The sequence below is a fragment of the Domibacillus iocasae genome, assembly GCF_001750285.1.
Classification (GTDB): Bacteria; Bacillota; Bacilli; order Bacillales; family Domibacillaceae; genus Domibacillus; species Domibacillus iocasae.
Genome location: NZ_MAMP01000001.1, coordinates 171,210 through 190,106, shown reverse-complemented (window position 1 = coordinate 190,106; position 18,897 = coordinate 171,210). Strand labels below are relative to the sequence as shown.

The 18,897-nt window shown below is 46.0% G+C and carries 18 protein-coding genes; 14 read left to right on the top strand and 4 right to left on the bottom strand.

Translation table 11 applies throughout. The features are described from left to right. Window positions 1-3: 3 nt before the first annotated feature. The 3 genes from cydD to BA724_RS00980 all read left to right on the top strand — a co-directional run bounded on the left by cydD (window position 4) and on the right by BA724_RS00980 (window position 3,783). Entirely contained in the window at window positions 4-1,716 is a 1,713-nt protein-coding gene (gene cydD / locus BA724_RS00990; protein ID WP_069936828.1) for a thiol reductant ABC exporter subunit CydD, read from the top strand. Next, window positions 1,713-3,410: a thiol reductant ABC exporter subunit CydC gene (gene cydC, locus BA724_RS00985; RefSeq protein WP_069936827.1), complete on the top strand. Its 1,698-nt coding sequence runs from the start codon at window positions 1,713-1,715 to the stop codon at window positions 3,408-3,410. Before cydD ends, cydC begins: the two co-directional genes overlap by 4 nt. Window positions 3,411-3,525: 115 nt before the next feature. Then, the gene (locus tag BA724_RS00980) at window positions 3,526-3,783 is read left to right on the top strand and encodes a hypothetical protein (protein ID WP_069936826.1); all 258 of its coding nucleotides are present in this window, start codon (window positions 3,526-3,528) and stop codon (window positions 3,781-3,783) included. A 57-nt stretch (window positions 3,784-3,840) separates the two neighbouring features. Here BA724_RS00980 and BA724_RS00975 read toward each other — a convergent pair whose 3' ends face one another. After that, a complete protein-coding gene (locus BA724_RS00975; protein WP_069936825.1) occupies window positions 3,841-4,437 on the bottom strand; it encodes a TetR/AcrR family transcriptional regulator in 597 nt (198 codons plus the stop codon). A gap of 117 nt (window positions 4,438-4,554) precedes the next feature. On the opposite strand from BA724_RS00975, the gene BA724_RS00970 reads away from it, so the two are divergent. Continuing rightward, a complete protein-coding gene (locus tag BA724_RS00970; protein ID WP_069936824.1) occupies window positions 4,555-5,547 on the top strand; it encodes an NADPH:quinone oxidoreductase family protein in 993 nt (330 codons plus the stop codon). A 55-nt stretch (window positions 5,548-5,602) separates the two neighbouring features. On the opposite strand, the gene BA724_RS00965 is transcribed toward BA724_RS00970, so the two are convergent. Both BA724_RS00965 and BA724_RS00960 read right to left on the bottom strand, forming a co-directional pair. Next, a complete protein-coding gene (locus BA724_RS00965; RefSeq protein WP_069936823.1) occupies window positions 5,603-6,328 on the bottom strand; it encodes a 3-ketoacyl-ACP reductase in 726 nt (241 codons plus the stop codon). Window positions 6,329-6,406: 78 nt separating this feature from the next. Further along, a complete protein-coding gene (locus tag BA724_RS00960) occupies window positions 6,407-7,708 on the bottom strand; it encodes an acetamidase/formamidase family protein (protein WP_069936822.1) in 1,302 nt (433 codons plus the stop codon). A gap of 357 nt (window positions 7,709-8,065) precedes the next feature. Between BA724_RS00960 and BA724_RS00955 the strand changes: the two genes are divergently transcribed. The 6 genes from BA724_RS00955 to BA724_RS00930 all read left to right on the top strand — a co-directional run bounded on the left by BA724_RS00955 (window position 8,066) and on the right by BA724_RS00930 (window position 13,059). Beyond that, window positions 8,066-8,524, top strand: coding sequence for a small multi-drug export protein (locus BA724_RS00955; RefSeq protein WP_069936821.1), 459 nt, complete (start codon window positions 8,066-8,068; stop codon window positions 8,522-8,524). Window positions 8,525-8,527: 3 nt separating this feature from the next. Then, entirely contained in the window at window positions 8,528-9,259 is a 732-nt protein-coding gene (nfsA, locus tag BA724_RS00950) for an oxygen-insensitive NADPH nitroreductase (RefSeq protein WP_069936820.1), read from the top strand. Next, on the top strand, window positions 9,256-10,473 hold the full coding sequence (locus BA724_RS00945; RefSeq protein ID WP_069936819.1) for a hypothetical protein: 1,218 nt from the start codon (window positions 9,256-9,258) through the stop codon (window positions 10,471-10,473). Before nfsA ends, BA724_RS00945 begins: the two co-directional genes overlap by 4 nt. A gap of 166 nt (window positions 10,474-10,639) precedes the next feature. Beyond that, window positions 10,640-11,293, top strand: a complete 654-nt coding sequence (locus BA724_RS00940; RefSeq protein ID WP_069936818.1) for an MtnX-like HAD-IB family phosphatase — start codon at window positions 10,640-10,642, stop codon at window positions 11,291-11,293. A gap of 156 nt (window positions 11,294-11,449) precedes the next feature. Further along, window positions 11,450-12,649, top strand: a complete 1,200-nt coding sequence (locus BA724_RS00935; RefSeq protein ID WP_069936817.1) for an MFS transporter — start codon at window positions 11,450-11,452, stop codon at window positions 12,647-12,649. A 224-nt stretch (window positions 12,650-12,873) separates the two neighbouring features. Then, window positions 12,874-13,059 (top strand): hypothetical protein, encoded by a 186-nt coding sequence (locus BA724_RS00930; RefSeq protein WP_069936816.1) that lies wholly within the window; start codon window positions 12,874-12,876, stop codon window positions 13,057-13,059. 245 nt (window positions 13,060-13,304) lie between these two features. Here BA724_RS00930 and BA724_RS00925 read toward each other — a convergent pair whose 3' ends face one another. Further along, complete coding sequence (locus BA724_RS00925) at window positions 13,305-13,547, bottom strand: hypothetical protein (RefSeq protein ID WP_069936815.1); 243 nt, start codon at window positions 13,545-13,547, stop codon at window positions 13,305-13,307. 115 nt (window positions 13,548-13,662) lie between these two features. Here BA724_RS00925 and BA724_RS00920 point away from each other — a divergent pair, with 115 nt between their 5' ends. From BA724_RS00920 to BA724_RS00905, 4 genes are all read left to right on the top strand, one after another. Further along, entirely contained in the window at window positions 13,663-15,348 is a 1,686-nt protein-coding gene (locus tag BA724_RS00920; RefSeq protein ID WP_083255982.1) for an ATP-binding protein, read from the top strand. An 83-nt stretch (window positions 15,349-15,431) separates the two neighbouring features. After that, a complete protein-coding gene (locus BA724_RS00915; RefSeq protein WP_069936903.1) occupies window positions 15,432-16,106 on the top strand; it encodes a response regulator transcription factor in 675 nt (224 codons plus the stop codon). After that, a complete protein-coding gene (locus BA724_RS00910; protein ID WP_245676105.1) occupies window positions 16,096-17,481 on the top strand; it encodes a sensor histidine kinase in 1,386 nt (461 codons plus the stop codon). Before BA724_RS00915 ends, BA724_RS00910 begins: the two co-directional genes overlap by 11 nt. 163 nt (window positions 17,482-17,644) lie before the next feature. Next, a complete protein-coding gene (locus BA724_RS00905) occupies window positions 17,645-18,880 on the top strand; it encodes a S1C family serine protease (RefSeq protein WP_069936813.1) in 1,236 nt (411 codons plus the stop codon). The last annotated feature ends 17 nt before the right edge of the window (window positions 18,881-18,897 follow it).

Sequence of the window (18,897 nt, the reverse complement as noted above, 5' to 3'; positions counted from 1 at the left end):
TCCATGAATGAGCTTCGAAAATGGGCATCTGAACAAAAAGGAATCAGGGCAGCGCTTTTGGGCTTATCGTTAGTAATGGGAGCAGTGATCGTCGGCCAGGCTTACTTTTTAGTCAACATTGTGGATGGGGTTTTTTTGCAAAATGAATCGTTTGAAGCGATGGTGCCGATGCTCGGTTTTCTGCTTGGAATGATGGTGATCCGGACCAGCATTACGTATGCCAATGCACGATTTGGTGTGAAAATGGCATCAAATGTGAAGCGGAATATCCGATCGCTTCTTCTCCAGAAATGGACAGAAAATCCAATTCAGACGGCTATTCAAGGACAGTCCGGTGGGAAAGTAACGGTGATGATGGAAGCGATTGACGGCATCGACAGCTATTACCGCGAGTATATGCCTCAAGTGATGAAAGCATCCATTGTGCCGCTTGTTGTTTTGGCGGCTGTGTCCTATACACATATTTATAGCGGATTGATTATGATGATAACCGCGCCTTTTATCCCGCTTTTTTATATCATTATCGGAATAAAAACGAAAAAAAAATCAGAAGAACAGCTCGACAAACTGGCCGCGTTCTCAGGGCAATTTTTGGATACATTGCAGGGGCTTCAAACGTTAAAGTTATTCGGCCGGGCGGGACGGCAGCGGGATGTGATTCAAAGGAGCAGCCTCGGATTTCGGGAAGCGACGATGGATATATTGAAAATCGCGTTTACATCAACGCTGATGCTCGAGTTTATTTCGACGCTCAGCATTGGGCTGATCGCTCTTGAAATCGGTCTGCGCCTCGTTGTATTTGATAGCATTTCGTTCGTCTCGGCGTTTTTTGTGCTCGTTTTAGCACCGGAATATTACACAGCGCTAAAAGAACTAGGTGCCGCGTTTCATACCGGACGAGGGAGCCTCGGGGCGGCGGAAAAAATTAAAGCAGAGCTTGAAGTGGATGAGCAGCCGGTAAAATGGGGCAATATGGAGGTGCCGGCGCGTCCAGGTTTGGAGCTGAAAAACGTGCACTTTCAATATGGAGAAGGTTTTTCATTGAAAAAGGTGAATATATGCGTTCGTCCAGGTGCCCGTGTGGCAGTTGTCGGCGCGACGGGCTCCGGCAAAACGACGCTGTTAAATGTGGCAGCAGGGCTGTTTGACCCACTTGAAGGTGACGTGCTCATTGACGGCCGTCCGCGCAGTTCGTTCAGCGAATCATCCTGGTTTAGAGAAGTGAGCTACATTTCGCAGCATCCTTATTTATTTTCTGGAACGATTGAAGAAAACATCCGGCTTGGCGCGCCCGGTGACCCGACGCGTACGGAAGTGGAAGCAGCAGTGGAAAAAGCGGGGTTGTCGGAGCTTATTTGCGAGCTTGAGAACGGGCTGGATACAAAAGTCGGTGAAGCAGGACGCGGTCTTTCAGGTGGAGAAAAACAGCGTGTGGCGCTTGCCCGTGCGTTTTTAAAGCAGCCATCATTCGTTCTGTTTGACGAGCCGACGACCGGGCTTGATTTGAAAACGGAACAGATTTTGCAGCGGTCGATCAATGAACTGGCCCAAACGGCTTCGGTTATGACTGTCGCCCATCGGCTGCATACGATTCAACAAGCGGATGTCATTTTCTTGATGGAAAACGGGGAGGTCGAGGCGGCAGGCACGCACATGGAATTAATGGAATCCAGCGAATCATACCGCGCAATGGTTCAAGGGGGGGCAGCAGGATGAAGCGGCTTGTGTCTATTATGATGGAGGAAAAGCGGGATATTTGGTTGTCTGTACTGTTTGGTGTTCTTGCAGGATTGACATCAGTAGCGCTGTTTGGCCTTAGCGGGTTTATGATCTCAAAATCTGCCCTTCAGCCCCCATTGTACATTATTACGATTATGACAGCGTTGTTGAAATTGTTCGGTGCAGCGAAAGCAGGAAGCCGCTATGCGGAGCGGTACGTCTCCCACCGGGCGACGTTTACGATTTTAAGCAATTTGCGTGTATCGTTTTATGAAAAATTAGAGCCGCTCGCGCCGCGGATTTTTGGCAAATACCGAAGTGGGGACTTGCTGGCGCGCATCGTCGGTGATGTCGAAACGCTGCAAAACTTCTTTTTGCGTGTTTTTTATCCGCCGCTGGTGCTCGTTATTGTGTTTTTAAGCACCATCTTTTTTACACTTTTTTATTCTGTATGGATCGCGCTTGTACTATTCGGTGGATTAGTACTGACCGGCTTTGTCATTCCTGGGTTACTTGCGCTGCGGCAGCGGAAAATAAAACAGGGCGTCCGCGAACGCCGCTCCGTTTTTTCAACGGAAGTGACGGAGCTACTATATGGATTTCGGGATTTAAAGCTACACCAAAAGCTGGATGAAAAGGAAGAACAGCTTCTGCACATGGCCGACACGTATGTGCAGGAGCAAGAAAAAGAAGGAGCGCAGGCGGCCGCCAGCCAGTCGCTGAACGCTGCAGCTGCCTTGGGCGTTGCATTTGTTGTGCTCGCACTCGGCGCCTATTTTGTCACGATTGGAGAGCTTAATGGCCTGTTTTTGGCGATGCTCGTGATGATTTCGTTGACAATATTTGACAATTCAGTACCCATGGCGGTTTTCCCGGCGTATCTCGAAGACACGAGACAAGCATCCAACCGGCTGTTTTCCGTTGTTGATGAAGAACCGCCAGCGCCAAAAATCGGCACGATCGAACGGGATGACACCTTTTCAATTGAATTGAAAGATGTGACATTTATGTATCCAGGGGAAACACGTACTGCGCTTCAAAATGTCTCAATATCCATTCCTGCCGGCTCGAAAACGGCAATTGTCGGGCCGAGCGGTTCAGGAAAATCCACTGTCATGCAGCTGCTTTTGGATATGTATACGGTGAATGCCGGGACAATTCTGCTTGATGGAAATTCGATAAGGGAGATTCAGGCGGAAAACATATGGTCGAAAACGAATGTCGTGCTGCAGGCGAACCACTTTTTCTATGGCACAGTGCGGGACAATCTGCAAATCGCGCGGGAGCGTTTGAAGGATGAAGAAATGAAGGACGTACTCCGGCTCGTTGAACTGCCCTTTACACTGGATGACCCGGTGCTTGAAAAAGCAGAAAACCTATCGGGCGGCGAAAAGCAGCGGCTCGCGATTGCGCGGGTATTATTAAAGCGGGCGCCAGTCTGGCTGCTTGACGAACCATCATCGTCACTCGATGTGCTAACCGAACAACGGATCTTTGACCATTTGCATGAGGCTGCGCATAAAGATACACTTGTGCTGGTCAGCCACCGGTTAACAGGGCTTGAAAAAATGGACCAAATTGTCGTCATGGAGCATGGGCATGTGGTCGAAGCTGGAACATTTAATGAATTGATGGAGAGAAAAGGATATTTTTATGAAATGAAGCAAATTGAAAAAAGTTTGTTATCGTAACGATAAAAGCAGAACCAAACAACGAAACGGCGTTTGGTTCTGCTTTTTTTACACCATTTTAAGCAAACGTGAATATTGTGAGAGAGAAGTCAAAAATGAAAGGGAGGCTCTTGCGTTGAACGATCTGCCTGTAAACAATGAAGAGCAATTTGAAGTGCCGGTAGAACAAGGTTTCGATGATGCATTGGAAGTACAGCAGCCGTATTATCAGCAACCCTATTATTATCAGCCGCGTCCCTATTACCCATACCGCCCGTATCCGAGACCGCCATACTATCCGTACATTCCATATTTTCCATACTACCAGTACCCGCCATACTATCCGCGTCGTCGTCATGGCGGATATGGCGGATATGGCGGATGGGAAGACTGATCAAAAAACTGCATAGTTCAAAAGGCTGCCGAAAATTACGGCAGTTCTTTTTTAAAATCATTCCGGCGACGTTAAAAGCGTTGAGATACTTTCTAAGCAAGACTGCTTATAAAAATCATGCAAATCGTCCTGACCGCACATCAGCCATTGAATCAAGCAGCCATCGATCATCGCACGCATCATTTTGGCTGATTTTTCAACATCCAGATTGGCAGAAAAGGTGCCTTCTTTTTTGCCGAGCGTGATAATTTCACACCCGATTCCCCAGCAGTTTTCGTAAAAATGATAGTTGATCTCCCGATAGAGAGGATTCCTGCTCGCCTGTGCTAAAAAATCCATGTAGACCCGGTAAAATTTCTTGTTTTTCTCCGGTGAAAGAAAAACAGAATGAACGTAGGCATTTAATTTTTCAATAGCTGTTTGTTTTTCGGTAATCGCCCGATGTTCCGCCTCATAAATTTTCGCGGTAATCGACTCCAATAATTGAGAAAGAATTGTTTCTTTGTTTTGAAAATAATAATGAACGACCCCTTTGCTGACACCGGCCTGATCCGCAATATGCTGCAGCGTGACTGCATCAAATCCATGGTTGGCCACTGCCTGAAATGCCGCTTTTAATACTTGATCCTTTCGTTCTTCCGCTTTCTTTTTCATCCAAGCCCTCCACTTTCTGATTTAAATAAGTATACAACAAACGAAAGATTCGTTAAAATTATTCTGACCGGTCAGAATAATTTTTCTGAGCATACTACATACAAAGGGGATGTCAGCATGAACGAACGGTTTTACGCATTAATCGTGGATAAAACAGAGGATAATTTTTCAGTCGATGTAAAAAAAATAGGAATGGAAGAGCTGCCTCAAGGGGAAGTATTGATTAAAACGGCTTATTCGGGAATTAATTACAAAGACGGCTTGGCAAGCATTCCGGATGGAAAAATCGTTCGGTCATACCCGTTTATTCCGGGAATTGATTTGGCAGGCACCGTTGTCTCCTCATCGGATTCCCGTTTTCAAGAAGGAGACGAAGTCATTGCCACAAGCTATGAAATCGGCGTTTCGCACTTTGGCGGATACAGTGAATACGCGCGCATTCCGGCTGATTGGATTGTTCCGCTCCCGAAAGGACTTACATTGAAAGAAGCGATGATCTTCGGCACAGCTGGCTTTACAGCCGCTTTGTCGGTGCAGCGCCTTGAGGAAAACGGGCTGCAGCCTGACCAGGGAAATGTTCTTGTAACGGGTGCGACAGGCGGCGTCGGCAGTTTTGCTGTCTCGATGCTGGCAGGGCGCGGGTATAATGTTGTAGCAAGTACGGGAAAAGATTCAGAAAAAGACTATTTAATAAAACTGGGTGCGAAAGAAATCGTCTCCCGGGAAGATGTCTACAACGGCAAAATAAAAGCACTGGATAAAGAGCAGTGGGCGGGAGCTGTCGATCCGGTTGGCGGCGAGACGTTAGCCGCTGTATTAAGCAAAATCAGCTACAAAGGCTCCGTTGCTGTCAGTGGATTAACCGGCGGCACAAATGTGCCAACGAGTGTATTTCCTTTTATCCTCCGCGGGGTCAACTTACTTGGCATTGACTCTGTGAATTGCCCGATGGAAACGAGACGGAAAATATGGGAGCGTATGGCAACAGACTTAAAGCCGGAAGATCTCTCCACATTTGTACAGCAGACGGCGACTCTTGAAGAACTTCCTGCCATTCTTCCAACTATATTACAAGGGAAGATGCGGGGAAGGGTGATCGTAAGTCTTTAAAGACTTGAGCCGGTTAAGACATAAAAAAGCGCCGGATACAGTCCGGCGCTCATTTTTATGGATTTGTTGACCAAAGACCCGCTGATTTAATGAAAGTACGGCTGTTTAATTTCAGCTGCGCGACAATAAATTCTGCAAGATCTTCCGGCTGCATAACTTTGTCCGGATTGCCATCTGTTAAATCGTTTTCTACTGCGAGATCGGTTGCGACGGTACTTGGCGTCAATGCGGTTACACGGATGTTGTGCTTCCGTACTTCAAGCGCCAGTGACTCCGTCAAGCCAAGCACACCAAACTTTGATGCACTGTACGCGCTTGTCACTGGTGCGCCTCTTTGACCGGCCGTAGAGGAAACGTTAATAATATCGCCTGATTTTTGCTCAATTAAGTCCGGTAAAACAGCACGTGTGACGTTGTACACACCCATCAGGTTCACATCAATAATTTTTTTCCATTCTTCTGGATCGAGTTCCAGAAAGCTGCCAAACTTCGCAATTCCGGCGTTGTTAATTAAAATGTCTACACCGCCGAGCTCGTTTTTCACTTTTTCAACAGCCGCTGCCACTTCGTCCAAATTGGACACGTCCGCTGCAGCGTATGCGGTTTTAATGTCAGCTGAATTTGAAGACAAATCTTCCGCTGCCGACCGTACATTCTCTTCTGTCCGTCCGATTAAGCCAATATGAACGCCTTCTGCGGCGAGTGCTTCTGCAACCGCACGGCCGATGCCGCGGCCGCCGCCAGTGATAATGGCTTTTTTGCCTTGCAATGATTGTGCCAAAATAAAGTCCCCCTTTTTTGAAATAACTACGCTTTATCATATCAGCATGAAAGGCGGCTCACAATTTATTTGCTTGAGTCAAAAGTCAGGGTACTGTTTAGACACGTGCTCGTATAAATTGGTTTTTTTCAAATAGGTTTCCGGAGCTAGAAAGGTAACAGTAACAACACCCGGATGGCGGCCGATTTCAATTGAGCCGGTAATCGTAGCGCGGTTCATGATTTCCGGTACAGTGACGGAAAAGAAACGGGCAGCCCTTTCCATTCCGTTTATGGTTGCTTCGTTTAATGTAGGGCCTGTACCAACAAAGGAAACTGGCAGTGAAACTTCCGGTTCTGCAACGTCCCACTTTTCGGCTAAACGCTTGGCAGCGGCTTTTTCTTTATCCGACAGTGGGCGGGCTGTGTAAGGAAGATCTTCTTCATTTGGCAAAAGAATGGGTCCGTCGATGTTAATTCCTTTTAGCACGTGAACTTGAAGATGGACGATACCGGATACGTCTGCTGTATGACCGGCAATTTCTCCGTCTCCCTGCATCGCATGCATATCACCGAGATAGATGCCGCCGCCTGGCACTTTAACCGGGCAAATAAGCGTTGCTCCTGCTCGGACCCGGCTGATGTCCATATGACCATCTGTCCGGTGCCCATCAAGTTCGTCCTGCGTCACCACGTAGTCATGCGGCGCACCGACCAGAAAAGAACCGAAGTCACCAGCATTGTGTGAATCCGGGAGTGCTTTGGAAGGAGTCGTGCCAAGTTGTCCTAAAAACGGACGCATTCGTGCAACAACGCCGATTAAATCGTGCGGCATAAACGTCACAATCGGGTTTTGCACAGAGTTTTCAGGCGTCTTCATGTAAAACTTGCCATTTTCTGCAACTTGTTCAGCTTGTTCTTTTGGGAGCGTAATGCCTAACTGATCTTGTTCGCTAAAGGCCATTGTGTAGCCATTTGTAAAAATAAATGGCGTTACATCTTCGCCACATTCCGCACAGCGGATTGCTTCAGGACCGGTTCCTTTAATAACAGTATCCGGATACATCGTGCCGCAGCCAGGACATTTTACCGCAACGAATGGATCGCCTAAAAAGCGGCCATCTACTGCTTGGTCGTTCCCTGAAGAAGTGGCGAGTGATGTCACTTGTATGGAATGAATCGTCACCGCAATCGCATCCCCAGGCTCCGCGCCTTCTACATAAACAGGCTTCGTCACCTCATGTCCGCCCCGCAGACAAGGCGTAATCATGGGGCCCCAGCACCCGGGGGCTGTATTCGCTAAAATATGACCGCCATCTTTTAGAGGACCCAGCATCTCTTCTGCTGGGTCCAAAATCCCGTTTGTAAACGTATTGACCATAAGTGTTTGCTTTGCATCCATTTCTCGCACTCCCCTTTTCTGAATATTCATTCTTATTATACTGCAATGAGTGCAAAGTTCGAGATTAAATTATGTTTCGCTGAAATTCGATCCAATAAAAATAGAAATTTATGTTAAAAGAGAGAGTGTATAGGCGGTAAGCAAGTGCCTTAAATAAGAAAGTGATAAGGTTGTCGGCTGGATTTTATCTCATAGGCAAAGGCTGCCTCATCGTCAGAATTAGTAGAGGTACTGTGAAATAAGGCACATAATTCGGCTGGTGTATATATGGATAGAAGATGTTTAATAAAATCTCACGGTTGCGCGAATGTCCAGCCTTCGTTAAAGTAAAGATACTACTGTAATGGAGGAAACCGGATGCAACTTGTAGAGTACGCTCTTGTGTTTATCGCAGCGGCGATCCCGTGGATGGAAATTGCCCTCGTTATTCCGGTCGGGATTGTACGCGGGCTGTCACCCTTTTGGGTCATGGTGCTCGCATTTACCGGTAATATGCTGACGGTACTTATGCTGATTTTTGGCTTTTCCAGAGTGGAAGAGTGGATGAAGAAGCGGTTTAACCTGAAAAATGGACGACAAACAAAACAAATGGAACGGGCCAGGCGGATTATGAACAAATACGGCCTGCCGGGACTTGCGATGCTGGGCCCTTTATTTATCGGGACACATATTGCGGCGTTTATCGGGCTGTCATTCGGGGCAGGTAAAAAGTGGACAACGCTTTGGCTGGCGATCAGCATCGGCCTATGGACAGTGATAATCGGCATTGCGACGATGCTCGGTTTTGACTTTTTTCTACACCAAACGGAAGGATGATGAATGATGATCGACTTGTTAAAATCACACGCATCTGTTAGAAAATATACGGATGAACCAGTAACAGACAAACAGCTTCACGAGCTGATCGAAGCGGCGCAAAGTGCGGCTTCGTCTCACTTTGTCCAGGCATATTCCATTATTGATGTCACTGATACGGACAAACGTGATCAGCTGGCTGAACTGTCGAAAAACCCGGTACAGATCAAAGGAGCTGCGCGGGCGCTCGTGTTTTGCGCTGACTTAAAGCGGCTTGACTATGCAGCGAAAAAGCATGGTAAAACAGTCGAAGCCGGCACTACAGAAAACTTTATGGTCGCTGTGATTGACACAGCACTTCTCGCCCAAAACTTCGTCGTCGCGGCTGAATCAAAAGGATACGGCATTTGTTATATTGGCGGCGTCCGCAACAACCCGGGCCCGATCAGCAAATTGCTGAATCTTCCTGAGCATGTAATTCCACTGTTCGGTTTGACTTTCGGCGTGCCGGCACAGACGAATGAAGTTAAGCCGCGCCTGCCGGTTCAGGCAATTTTGCACACGAATGAATATGAAGAAACGAAATACGAAACGCTCCTGGATGAATACGACAATGTAATCCGAGATTATTATGCGAGCCGGTCGACGAATAATAAATCAGCCAGCTGGACAGAAGGCATGGCTGATTATTTATCAGAACCGCGCCGTTCATATATGCTTGACTTTGTGAAAGGAAAAGGATTTTTGAAAAAGTGACAAATGATCAGTTGAAGCAATGGACAGACATGATAGAAGTGAAATTCGGCCTCTCCGGGTACACATGTTTTGAAACGATGACAGCATACGAAAAAAATGACTGGAACGAAACAGACTACCGGTTTACAACCGAGTGGCTGCCGCCCGGCGTTCATGAGCGTGAAGAAGATGAGTCAAATCCAAAAGGCACCGCTGTCATTGAGCTGGATGCCAAAACAGGACGGTTGAACAGCGCCATTTTTGTTGGCGGGGAAGCACCGCGGCATGGGCTATGTTTTTTAAAGGGTGAAAAAGAAGAAGTGATCCGCTTTGTTGAGCAGGAAACGGGCTGGACGTACGGCGATCAATTTATTGATGCAAAGCCGCTTGGCCACAATTTCTCGTTTCAAACAGCGTATAAAGGAATTCCTGTGTCGCCAGAAGGGTTTATCCATGTTTCACTCGATGAGCAAAAAAAGCTGACGTTTTTTTCTAAGCAGGGTCCGGCGCCAGGTCGAGCAGAAGAATCCGGCTTTCAATTGACGATAGATTCCATTGAACTACTTGCGGAAAAACGGCTCGTGTTTGTGGAATACCCGTCTAAGGAAGAAGAAAAGTGGCTGCCGTTTTTTATGATCGATGACGTGTTAGTTGACAATCAAACCGGCAGTGCCGTGGAGGAGCGGCAGGAAATCCTGACATGGAAAACAGCAAAAAATAAAAAAGTAAAACGAAAGCTTATTCAAATGGCCCCGGCCGACATCGAGCCGGATCGGTTGTTTGAATTTCCACCCCACCCGGATACAAAGCCGATTACAAAAAAGGGCTATGCGAAAATCCGTGAAGCAAGCACAGAATTCTTACAGACGTATGTGCCGAAAGAAAGCGGTGAATGGTCTTTATCGAACATAAAGCGGACCAACGGCGTGATTGAAGCAAGACTAACTAACATAAAAGATGTTTCGGTTGTGCCGCGTATATGGCAGCTGCTGATCGACAAAGACACGTACGAGATTATGAACTATCATGACAGAAGCCCAATGCTCGAACAATTTGCCGATTATGAACAAGCTCCGAAACCGGTGCTGTCTAAAAAAGAAGCATTTAAAAAAATAAAGCCATTCTTAAGTGTAAAGCCTGTTTACGCATATGATGGAAATACGTATCGGTTAAGTGGAAAACTCGATTCCAATGCAGCAGTTCATGCTGTAACTGGCGAAATAGTACATTTTTAATAGAAAAGCAAAGCTGGATTCAACAAGCTTTGCTTTTTCTTATTTTATTCCGATCACAGTTATTAAAAATGTATTTGTGAAAGGTTTTACAAAAATGAACATGCTCGTTTTTGCTGGATGCCTGATATATAATGACGGTATTAATAGATGATCAGGGGGAAAAGGCATGACAAAATGGGCATTTGTTTCTGATTTTGATGGGACGATTTCAAAACGGGATTTTTACTGGCTCGTTATTGATACATATTTTCCAGAAGGACGTGATCTGTATCCGAAGTGGAAAAGCGGCGAATGGAAAGACATTGATTTTCTTGCAAAAGTGTTTGCGTCCATTCACCAAAACGAAGAGCAGATTACCAAAGACATTTTATCAATTCCGATTGATGAGGATGTGCCGGATTTTGTCTGTGCCGTACAGGAAGCAGGCGGCGACTTTTATATTTTAAGCGCCGGAACGGACTATTACATTAAGCCGATTGTAGAAAACCGCGGTTTAAAAAACGTGACGGTATTATCCAATAAAGGAGTATATCGTGATCAAAATATTCACCTTGATATTGATCCAGCGCATTGGAGCTATTCAGAACGGTACGGCATTGATAAAGCAACTGTGATTAAGCGGCTGAAAGAAGAATATGACGTTGTTTATTTTGCGGGCGACAGCGAGCCTGATTCACACCCAGCCGTGTTTGCGGACCGGACGTATGCAAAGGAAGCACTGCCGGACATCTTAGATGAAAAAAGGGTGCCGTACGTTAAATTTGACCGCTTCAACGATATTAAAAAGGACTTAATTAAAGAAGGAAGGCTTACAAAATGAATCGTACCGTTAATCATGGACGTTAGAGAAGCAGGTAATGGAGTCTGACCGGATTTTAAAAATGACTCTGCAATGAAGCAAAAACGATTGTTTTTTCGACAAAGATTGTCTATAGTTGGGAAGTAAAAACATCTGTAAAGACAGGAGAATACATCAATGTCAGAGAAAACACTTTCACAGAAAAAACTGCTCGGTGTTGCGGGTCTTGGTTGGATGTTTGACGCAATGGACGTCGGCATGCTGTCGTTTATTATCGCGGCGCTTGCAGCGGAATGGGCGCTGACACCGGAGCAGATGGGCTGGATCGGCAGTGTCAATTCAATTGGCATGGCTGTCGGAGCTCTTGTGTTCGGCATTTTCGCGGACCGGGTTGGACGGAAAAACATTTTTATTATTACGTTGCTTTTGTTCTCACTGGCAAGCGGCTTGTCCGCCTTTACGACGACACTTACTGCTTTTTTAATTTTACGTTTTTTCGTCGGAATGGGGTTAGGCGGGGAATTGCCGGTTGCGTCAACGCTTGTGTCGGAAAGTGTGCCGGCGAAGGACCGCGGACGGGTTGTTGTGCTGCTTGAAAGTTTTTGGGCGTTCGGCTGGCTGCTCGCTGCACTTATTTCGTATTTTGTCATTCCATCGTATGGCTGGCAGGCAGCACTGATCATCGGTGCATTACCGGCATTTTACGCGCTATATTTACGGCTGAAGCTGCCAGATTCGCCGGCGTTTTCACCGAAAAAAGCGGAAAAAAGGACCATTGGCCAAAATATGCGCGACGTTTGGTCAAAAAAATATGCACGTTCCACTCTTGTGCTTTGGACAGTCTGGTTTACGGTTGTCTTTTCCTATTACGGTATGTTTCTTTGGCTCCCGAGTGTGATGGTGATGAAAGGGTTCAACCTCATTCAAAGCTTTGAATACGTGCTCATTATGACGCTTGCCCAGCTGCCAGGTTATTTTACAGCGGCCTGGCTCATTGAAAGAGCCGGACGGAAGTTTGTACTTGTCACGTATTTGCTTGGAACAGCCGCATCCGCACTTGTATTCGGGAACGCGGAATCCATTCCAATGCTGATTGGATCGGGGATGTTTCTCTCATTCTTCAACCTTGGTGCGTGGGGGGCGCTGTACGCGTATACGCCGGAGCAGTATCCGGCAGTCATTCGTGGAACAGGATCCGGCATGGCGGCATCCGTCGGCCGGATTGGCGGGATTTTAGGGCCGCTGCTCGTCGGCTCGCTTATCGCCTCCGGGCAGTCGATCGGCTTTATTTTCGGCTTGTTCTGCGTAAGTATTGTCATTGGCGTTGTTGTGCTGGCACTGCTTGGACAGGAAACGAAGCAGATAGAACTTGAATAAAAGAAAAGCTCAGGCTGTTGACAAACGCCCGCTTTCGGCGTCACTTGCCGGATGTGAATGCTCATGACCCCAAAAAGGTCACTCTGCGTCCCAACCGGCGGCGTTCTTGGAAAGACAAATGTTGTCAATCAGCCTGCTTTTTGACTTTGTCTGCACACTGAAGCTGCCTTTGATCGAAAGAGGCAGCTTTTTTCGTATGGAAAAGAAGGACCAAACAGCGTAAAATGGAGAAAAAACGAAAGAAGGCTTTTTATGTTTTCCTATATTGGACTTGCAGCAGTGATTATGCTCGCGGCTGTATTTTTGATGAGCCGGGAGAAGCGGTCATAAATAAATTTATTATTGCCGGCATAGTGGTGCTTGTTATTTTCTTTTCGGTGATCGGTACGGCGTTATATTTCACTCTTTAATACAATCGTAATGTAATTTAATCCCATTGTCATACGCATGTAACCACTGGCACGTATACTACCCTTATCAGAATTACGTGAGAGGGGCGCACAGCGAAAATGGAATTTTTTCTTTTCATGTTTGTGACGTTTATTGTCGTTATTGCGATCGCCAGCGGCGGACTTCATTTGCTGTTCAAGCAGCTGAACCACTATTTAAAACAAGACGAACGATAAAACAAAACCGCCTTTACCAGGCGGTTTTTTCATGCTAAAAAGACAAAATAGAACATCATAAAAAACGCAAGCGCGAATACAATGACAAAAATAATACGCTCGGTTTTACCCGCTTTTTTCATGAATACATCTTCAAAAGTCATAAAGGCTGCAATAATGGCAATAAGCAGCGCAAATCGGCTCCAGCCATTCGGATAAGCGGAAATACCATAAACGAGTGCAAATAGAATAAGAATGATCCGGTACGTCAGCCGGAACTTAGAAGCTTTCAATCGATCACGTCCTTTTCTTTTATTATTTTAATAGAATAGATTAAATCTGTATAGTTTTCAGGTGTAAAGCACTATATATACGGGAAAAACTGTATGTGGTACAATGGAATGAAAAATGAATGTTCGGAATGAGGGATCGCTTGTGGGACCAACAAATGACCTTGTACATCCAAAAGTTGCATTAACGAAAAACATAGAATTAAAGAATGGAACACACATTTTATATTTGTATTCAAAAAAGGAAAAATATTGGGATAATATGCTTTCTTTCGTCATGGCGGGTCTAGAGCTCCAGCACCAGGTGATATTATTGGAATCTTCGGATATGTTTCTAAAAATAAAAAAATATCTGCGGATAAAAGGGTTTTCTGAGGAACAGATAAAGTCCATTGTGTTTGCGGATCACTTTTCGTTCTATGGAGCTGAGCAATCCTTTGAGGTCGAAAAAGTGTTAAAAGTACTGAAGGGCTCGATTCAGCACTATGTAGAAAGTGGTCTTGCGATTCGAGTATGGAGCCGAGCGTTTCTCCATAAGGATTCCTGTTGTGAGGAGGGTCTGCCACTCTATGAACAAAAAGCCGATGAAGTTTTGAAGCCGCTGCATACATTTACTGTATGTGCCTACAATTCAGATGAAATTTCGGCCAGCTTATCAATCGGTTTAATGAAAGGCCATTCATGCGTCATGACAGACGATGAACTGACCGAATCTATGTATTATAAAAGTAAGCAAAAAACTCCATCGTTATTTATGGAAGAACACTTGCGTGAAAAAGTCAGCCACTATAAATATTTAATAGAAGAAATGCCTGATGCTGTTCTTGTTTTGACAAATGATCAGGTATTATATGGAAATCAAACGGCTGTGCAAGTGTTGGAATGCAAAACACATGATTTTTCGACTATGACGGCATGGAGTATTTTTTGTCCAGAATACCATGAACTTATGGAAAATGGGGTGAAAAGGCTAAGGAAGAATGAAAAGCTGCCCCCCGTGGAAATGAAAATGAAAACGTTCAGCGGAAAAATTATTGATATCGAAGTTTCTGCATTCCCTTTTTCACAAAATATGAGGAAGGACTTTACAGTTGTATTGATTATCCGGTCCATTCAGGAGCGAAAAGTTCATCAGCAGCTGACGATCAAAACGGAAAAATTAAGTCTTGCCGGACAATTGGCCGCTTCCATTGCGCATGAAGTACGCAATCCGCTCACCTCTATTAAGGGCTTTATGAAGCTGGCTCGAGAAGATGTTATGCATGACTCATATTATACGATCATTGAAGAAGAAATTGACCGGATTGAAACGATTGCGAGTGAATTGCTCGTGCTCGGCAAGCCGATATCGATTGAAGTCGGTGTGCACGATGCGGGAAAAATGGTACGTGATGTTTGTGTATTGATGCAGTCTCAGGCGGTGATGCGAAAAATCGATATTCAATTTCAAGATATTGAGCCGGCCTGTTTCATCAGCTGTAACGCGGGTCAAATGAAGCAGGTATTTATTAATTTGATTAAGAATGCAACGGAAGCGATGGAAAACGGCGGTGTTATTCGAGCATCAGTCCGACTTTATGAAGATAAGGTTCATGTGAAAATAGAAGACGAAGGAAAAGGCATGCCTGAGCATGTTTTGAAAAAAATCGGGGAGCCATTTTATTCGACAAAAGAAGATGGAACCGGTCTCGGCCTGATGGTTTGTTTTAACATCGTTGAGCAATATGGGGGAACAATCGAAGTGAAGTCTGAAGTAAATGAAGGGACGGTATTTACCATTCAGCTGCCGGTCGCACCTTGTTAAAGTCGTCTGCTTAGACGTCTTTTTTTTCACTCTTTTTTCATCAAAACATGATATAACAGAAGAAGAGAAAGGGTGTGGACCGGATGAATGTACTGCTTGCAGAAGATGATTTACAGCTGGGGGAATTGGTCAGCTTTATGTTAAAGAGAAAAGGCGGCTATCAGGTTGAATGGGTGAAGACAGGAGAGGATGCGTACGATTATGCATCGTCTGCTCATTACGATGTGCTCGTCTTAGATTGGATGATGCCGAATGGGAATGGTGTCGATGTATGCCGCGACCTTCGGAAAGAAGGATATGGCGGTGCGATTTTAATGCTGACAGCAAAGGACGCGGTGGAAGACCGTGTTGTCGGGCTTGATGCCGGCGCGGATGATTATTTAGTGAAGCCGTTTGAAATTGATGAACTTCTTGCCAGGCTCCGGGCGCTTGCCCGCCGCAATTACGCGCCGATTGTTGAAGAGACCGTGTCAATTCAAGGCGTTGAATTAAACCGAAACGGCCAGATGATTCAAAAGGGTGGCGAATCGATCCAACTGAGTCCGCGTGAATTTCAGCTGCTGGATTTGCTTGTGCAGAATAAAGGCCGGGTGCTCACACGTGATGTTATGCTTGACCGTATTTGGGGATATGATGCGGACGTGACAGCGAAAACGATTGATGCGACGGTGAAGCTACTGCGCAAAAAGCTCGATGTGTTTGGCCGCCCGGATATCGTGCAAAGCGTTCGGGGAGTCGGGTATAAAGTTGAAGATTAAGTGGTTTAAAGGCGGCAGCGATCTGTTTCAAACAACACAGCGGCGGCTAACGATGCAGTACAGCGGCCTGCTCATGCTGTTTCTCGTCTTGTTTATCGTTGTCGTTTACACGTTATTATATATTGTTATTTTACGCGACCAGCACCGGGAGCTTGAAAATTTAACCCGGCAGGAAACAAGGATTATCAGCAGCTATTTAGCCGAAAGCGCTCGGAATGAACTGCAGGGGCTTGGCAGCCAGGAGCTTGTTTTAGCCGGGGCAGACCAGTTTTTTTATTACGTGACTGATACGGACGGGAACTTTGTCATGGGCAGTGAGACGATGCGGCACATGCGGGAAGAGTTATTCGAGCTTGTGTCCGGCTGGGTGCCGGAACAAAATGAAATTCGCGAAGAAACAATTCGGTTGACGTTTGATGAGCGGCGGATCGGCGGGCGGGAAATTGATGAGGCGCCAAAATCGGATACCGTCCGGCTTATGATTGACGGCAGCCCAATTTTTTACAACAATCAATTTGTGGGCATGATTTACATTGGCAAAGATATATCATTTGCTTATCAGTTATTCCAGTGGCTGCTCATTGTACTTGTCAGCTTGATGGTTTTGTTTGCGGGTGTAGCGGTTTTCATGAGTTACATGATGTCGAAAAAAGCGATGGGGCCAATTTCAACCGCTTTTCACCGGCAAAAAGAATTTGTCGGCGATGCGTCTCATGAACTGCGGACACCGCTCAGTGTGATGCTGTCATCCATTGACGCAATGGAAATGACTGATGGTGTTGAGGAAGATCCATTTGCACAAAAGTTGCTGAGAAACATGAAGTCGGAAGTAAAAAGAATGACCGGCCTTGTCAGTGATCTGCTTGTGCTGGCTCGGGCGGATTCAGGCGTCGTGGAGCGGGTAATTGATGAAATAAATGTACGGGTGGAAGCGGGTAATGTAATCGAATCGCTGACGCCTTATGCAGAGTCAAATGGGATTTCACTGTATCTGGACGCGCCGGATGAGCTAATTGTGCCCGGCGACCGGGCGCGGCTGAAGCAGCTGATGTATATTTTATTGGACAATGCGGTGAAGTATTCGCTAGAAGGCGGGCGGGTAGAAATGATTCTTTCAAAAAATGACCGCCACTGGACGATGAAGGTGTCAGATGAAGGCATTGGCATTGATGCGGCGGATCAATCCCGTATTTTTGACCGTTTTTTCCGGTCTGACAAATCTAGGACTCGAACAGTCGGAGGGCATGGGCTAGGATTATCCATTGCTAAATGGATCACCAGTATTCATGGCGGCACGATTACCGTTGAAAGTGAGATAGGCAAAGGCAGTACCTTTACTGTGCAGATTCCGAATGAGCAAGCCGCTTCCATATAATGTGGAAGCGGCTTTTTTTGCGCGGCGATTGGGCGCAAACTGGCCAAAGCAGGGACAAACAAAACAAATGGTGACATTTTTTGTTCTTTTCACCGTCTTTTCACTTTTCTTTTTTACAATAAGGTCAATCAATAAAACCATTACCTAAAAGGAGCGAATATATATGGAAAACGAAGAACGTTATACACCGACACCTCAGCCGGAGAAAAAAGGAAAAGACGGGCTGATAAAAACGGCGGCTGCCTCATTTACAGGAATGCTGGCCGGGGGAACAATGATGTTTTACATGGCGCCGGCTTTGCTTGAAACGAATCCTACGACAATAGAGACTACGTCATCGGATACGTCAAGTGAAATAACCGTGCAGCCAACGTCGACAATAGCATCGTCTCAAACGGATCTTGTGTCCGCAATCGATTCAATTGATGAAGCAGTTGTCGGAGTTGTAAAATTGCAGGCACAGGATCAAATGAGCTTATTTGGCGGTCAGCCGATGGAAACAGCAGATGAAACGGCAGAAGAAACAGAGGCTGGAACAGGGTCTGGTGTCATTTTTAAAAAAGGTAAGGATGTTAGCTATATTGTCACCAATAACCACGTTGTGGAAGGCGCGGATACGGTTGAAGTGGCGCTTGCAAGCGGCGAACGTGTTGACGCAGATGTTATTGGAACCGACGCGCTGACGGATTTAGCCGTACTGAAAATTTCCAGTGATCATGTAACGGAAGTAGCCAATTTCGGCGATTCAGAAGCGTTAAAACTTGGCGAACAAGTAGCGGCAATCGGCAATCCGCTTGGCCTCGATTTATCGAGCTCTGTGACAGAAGGCATTGTCAGCGGGATTGATCGGAGTGTGCCGGTTACAACATCAGCTGGTGAATGGGAATTAAATGTCATTCAAACAGATGCCGCGATCAACCCAGGCAATAGCGGCGGCGCGCTCATAAACAGTGCCGGGCAAGTCATCGGCATTAACAGCTTGAAAATTGCCGATGATGGTGTTGAAGGACTCGGTTTTGCGATTCCGGCAGAAGATGCGATTCCTGTCATTGAAGAATTAATGACAAATGGTGAAGTGGAACGTCCATATCTTGGTGTCGGCCTGGAAGACGTCAGCGCATTGTCGCGTCAAGTTGTGCAAAACCAATTAAGCTTGCCGGAAACAGTGACAGAAGGAACTGTTATTTCCCAAGTGGAAACAGGCTCTGTTGCGGCCAAAGCCGGTTTTAAAGCAGGAGATGTTGTTGTAAAAGCAGACGATACGGATATAACGAGCACAGCGGATTTCCGCAAATATTTGTACAATGAAGCGGAAATTGGAGACATGGTAACGATGACGATTTACCGCGATGGTCAGCAGCAAACCATTTCTGCCACATTATCTGCTCAGAATGAATAACTTTCACCGGTTTTTCA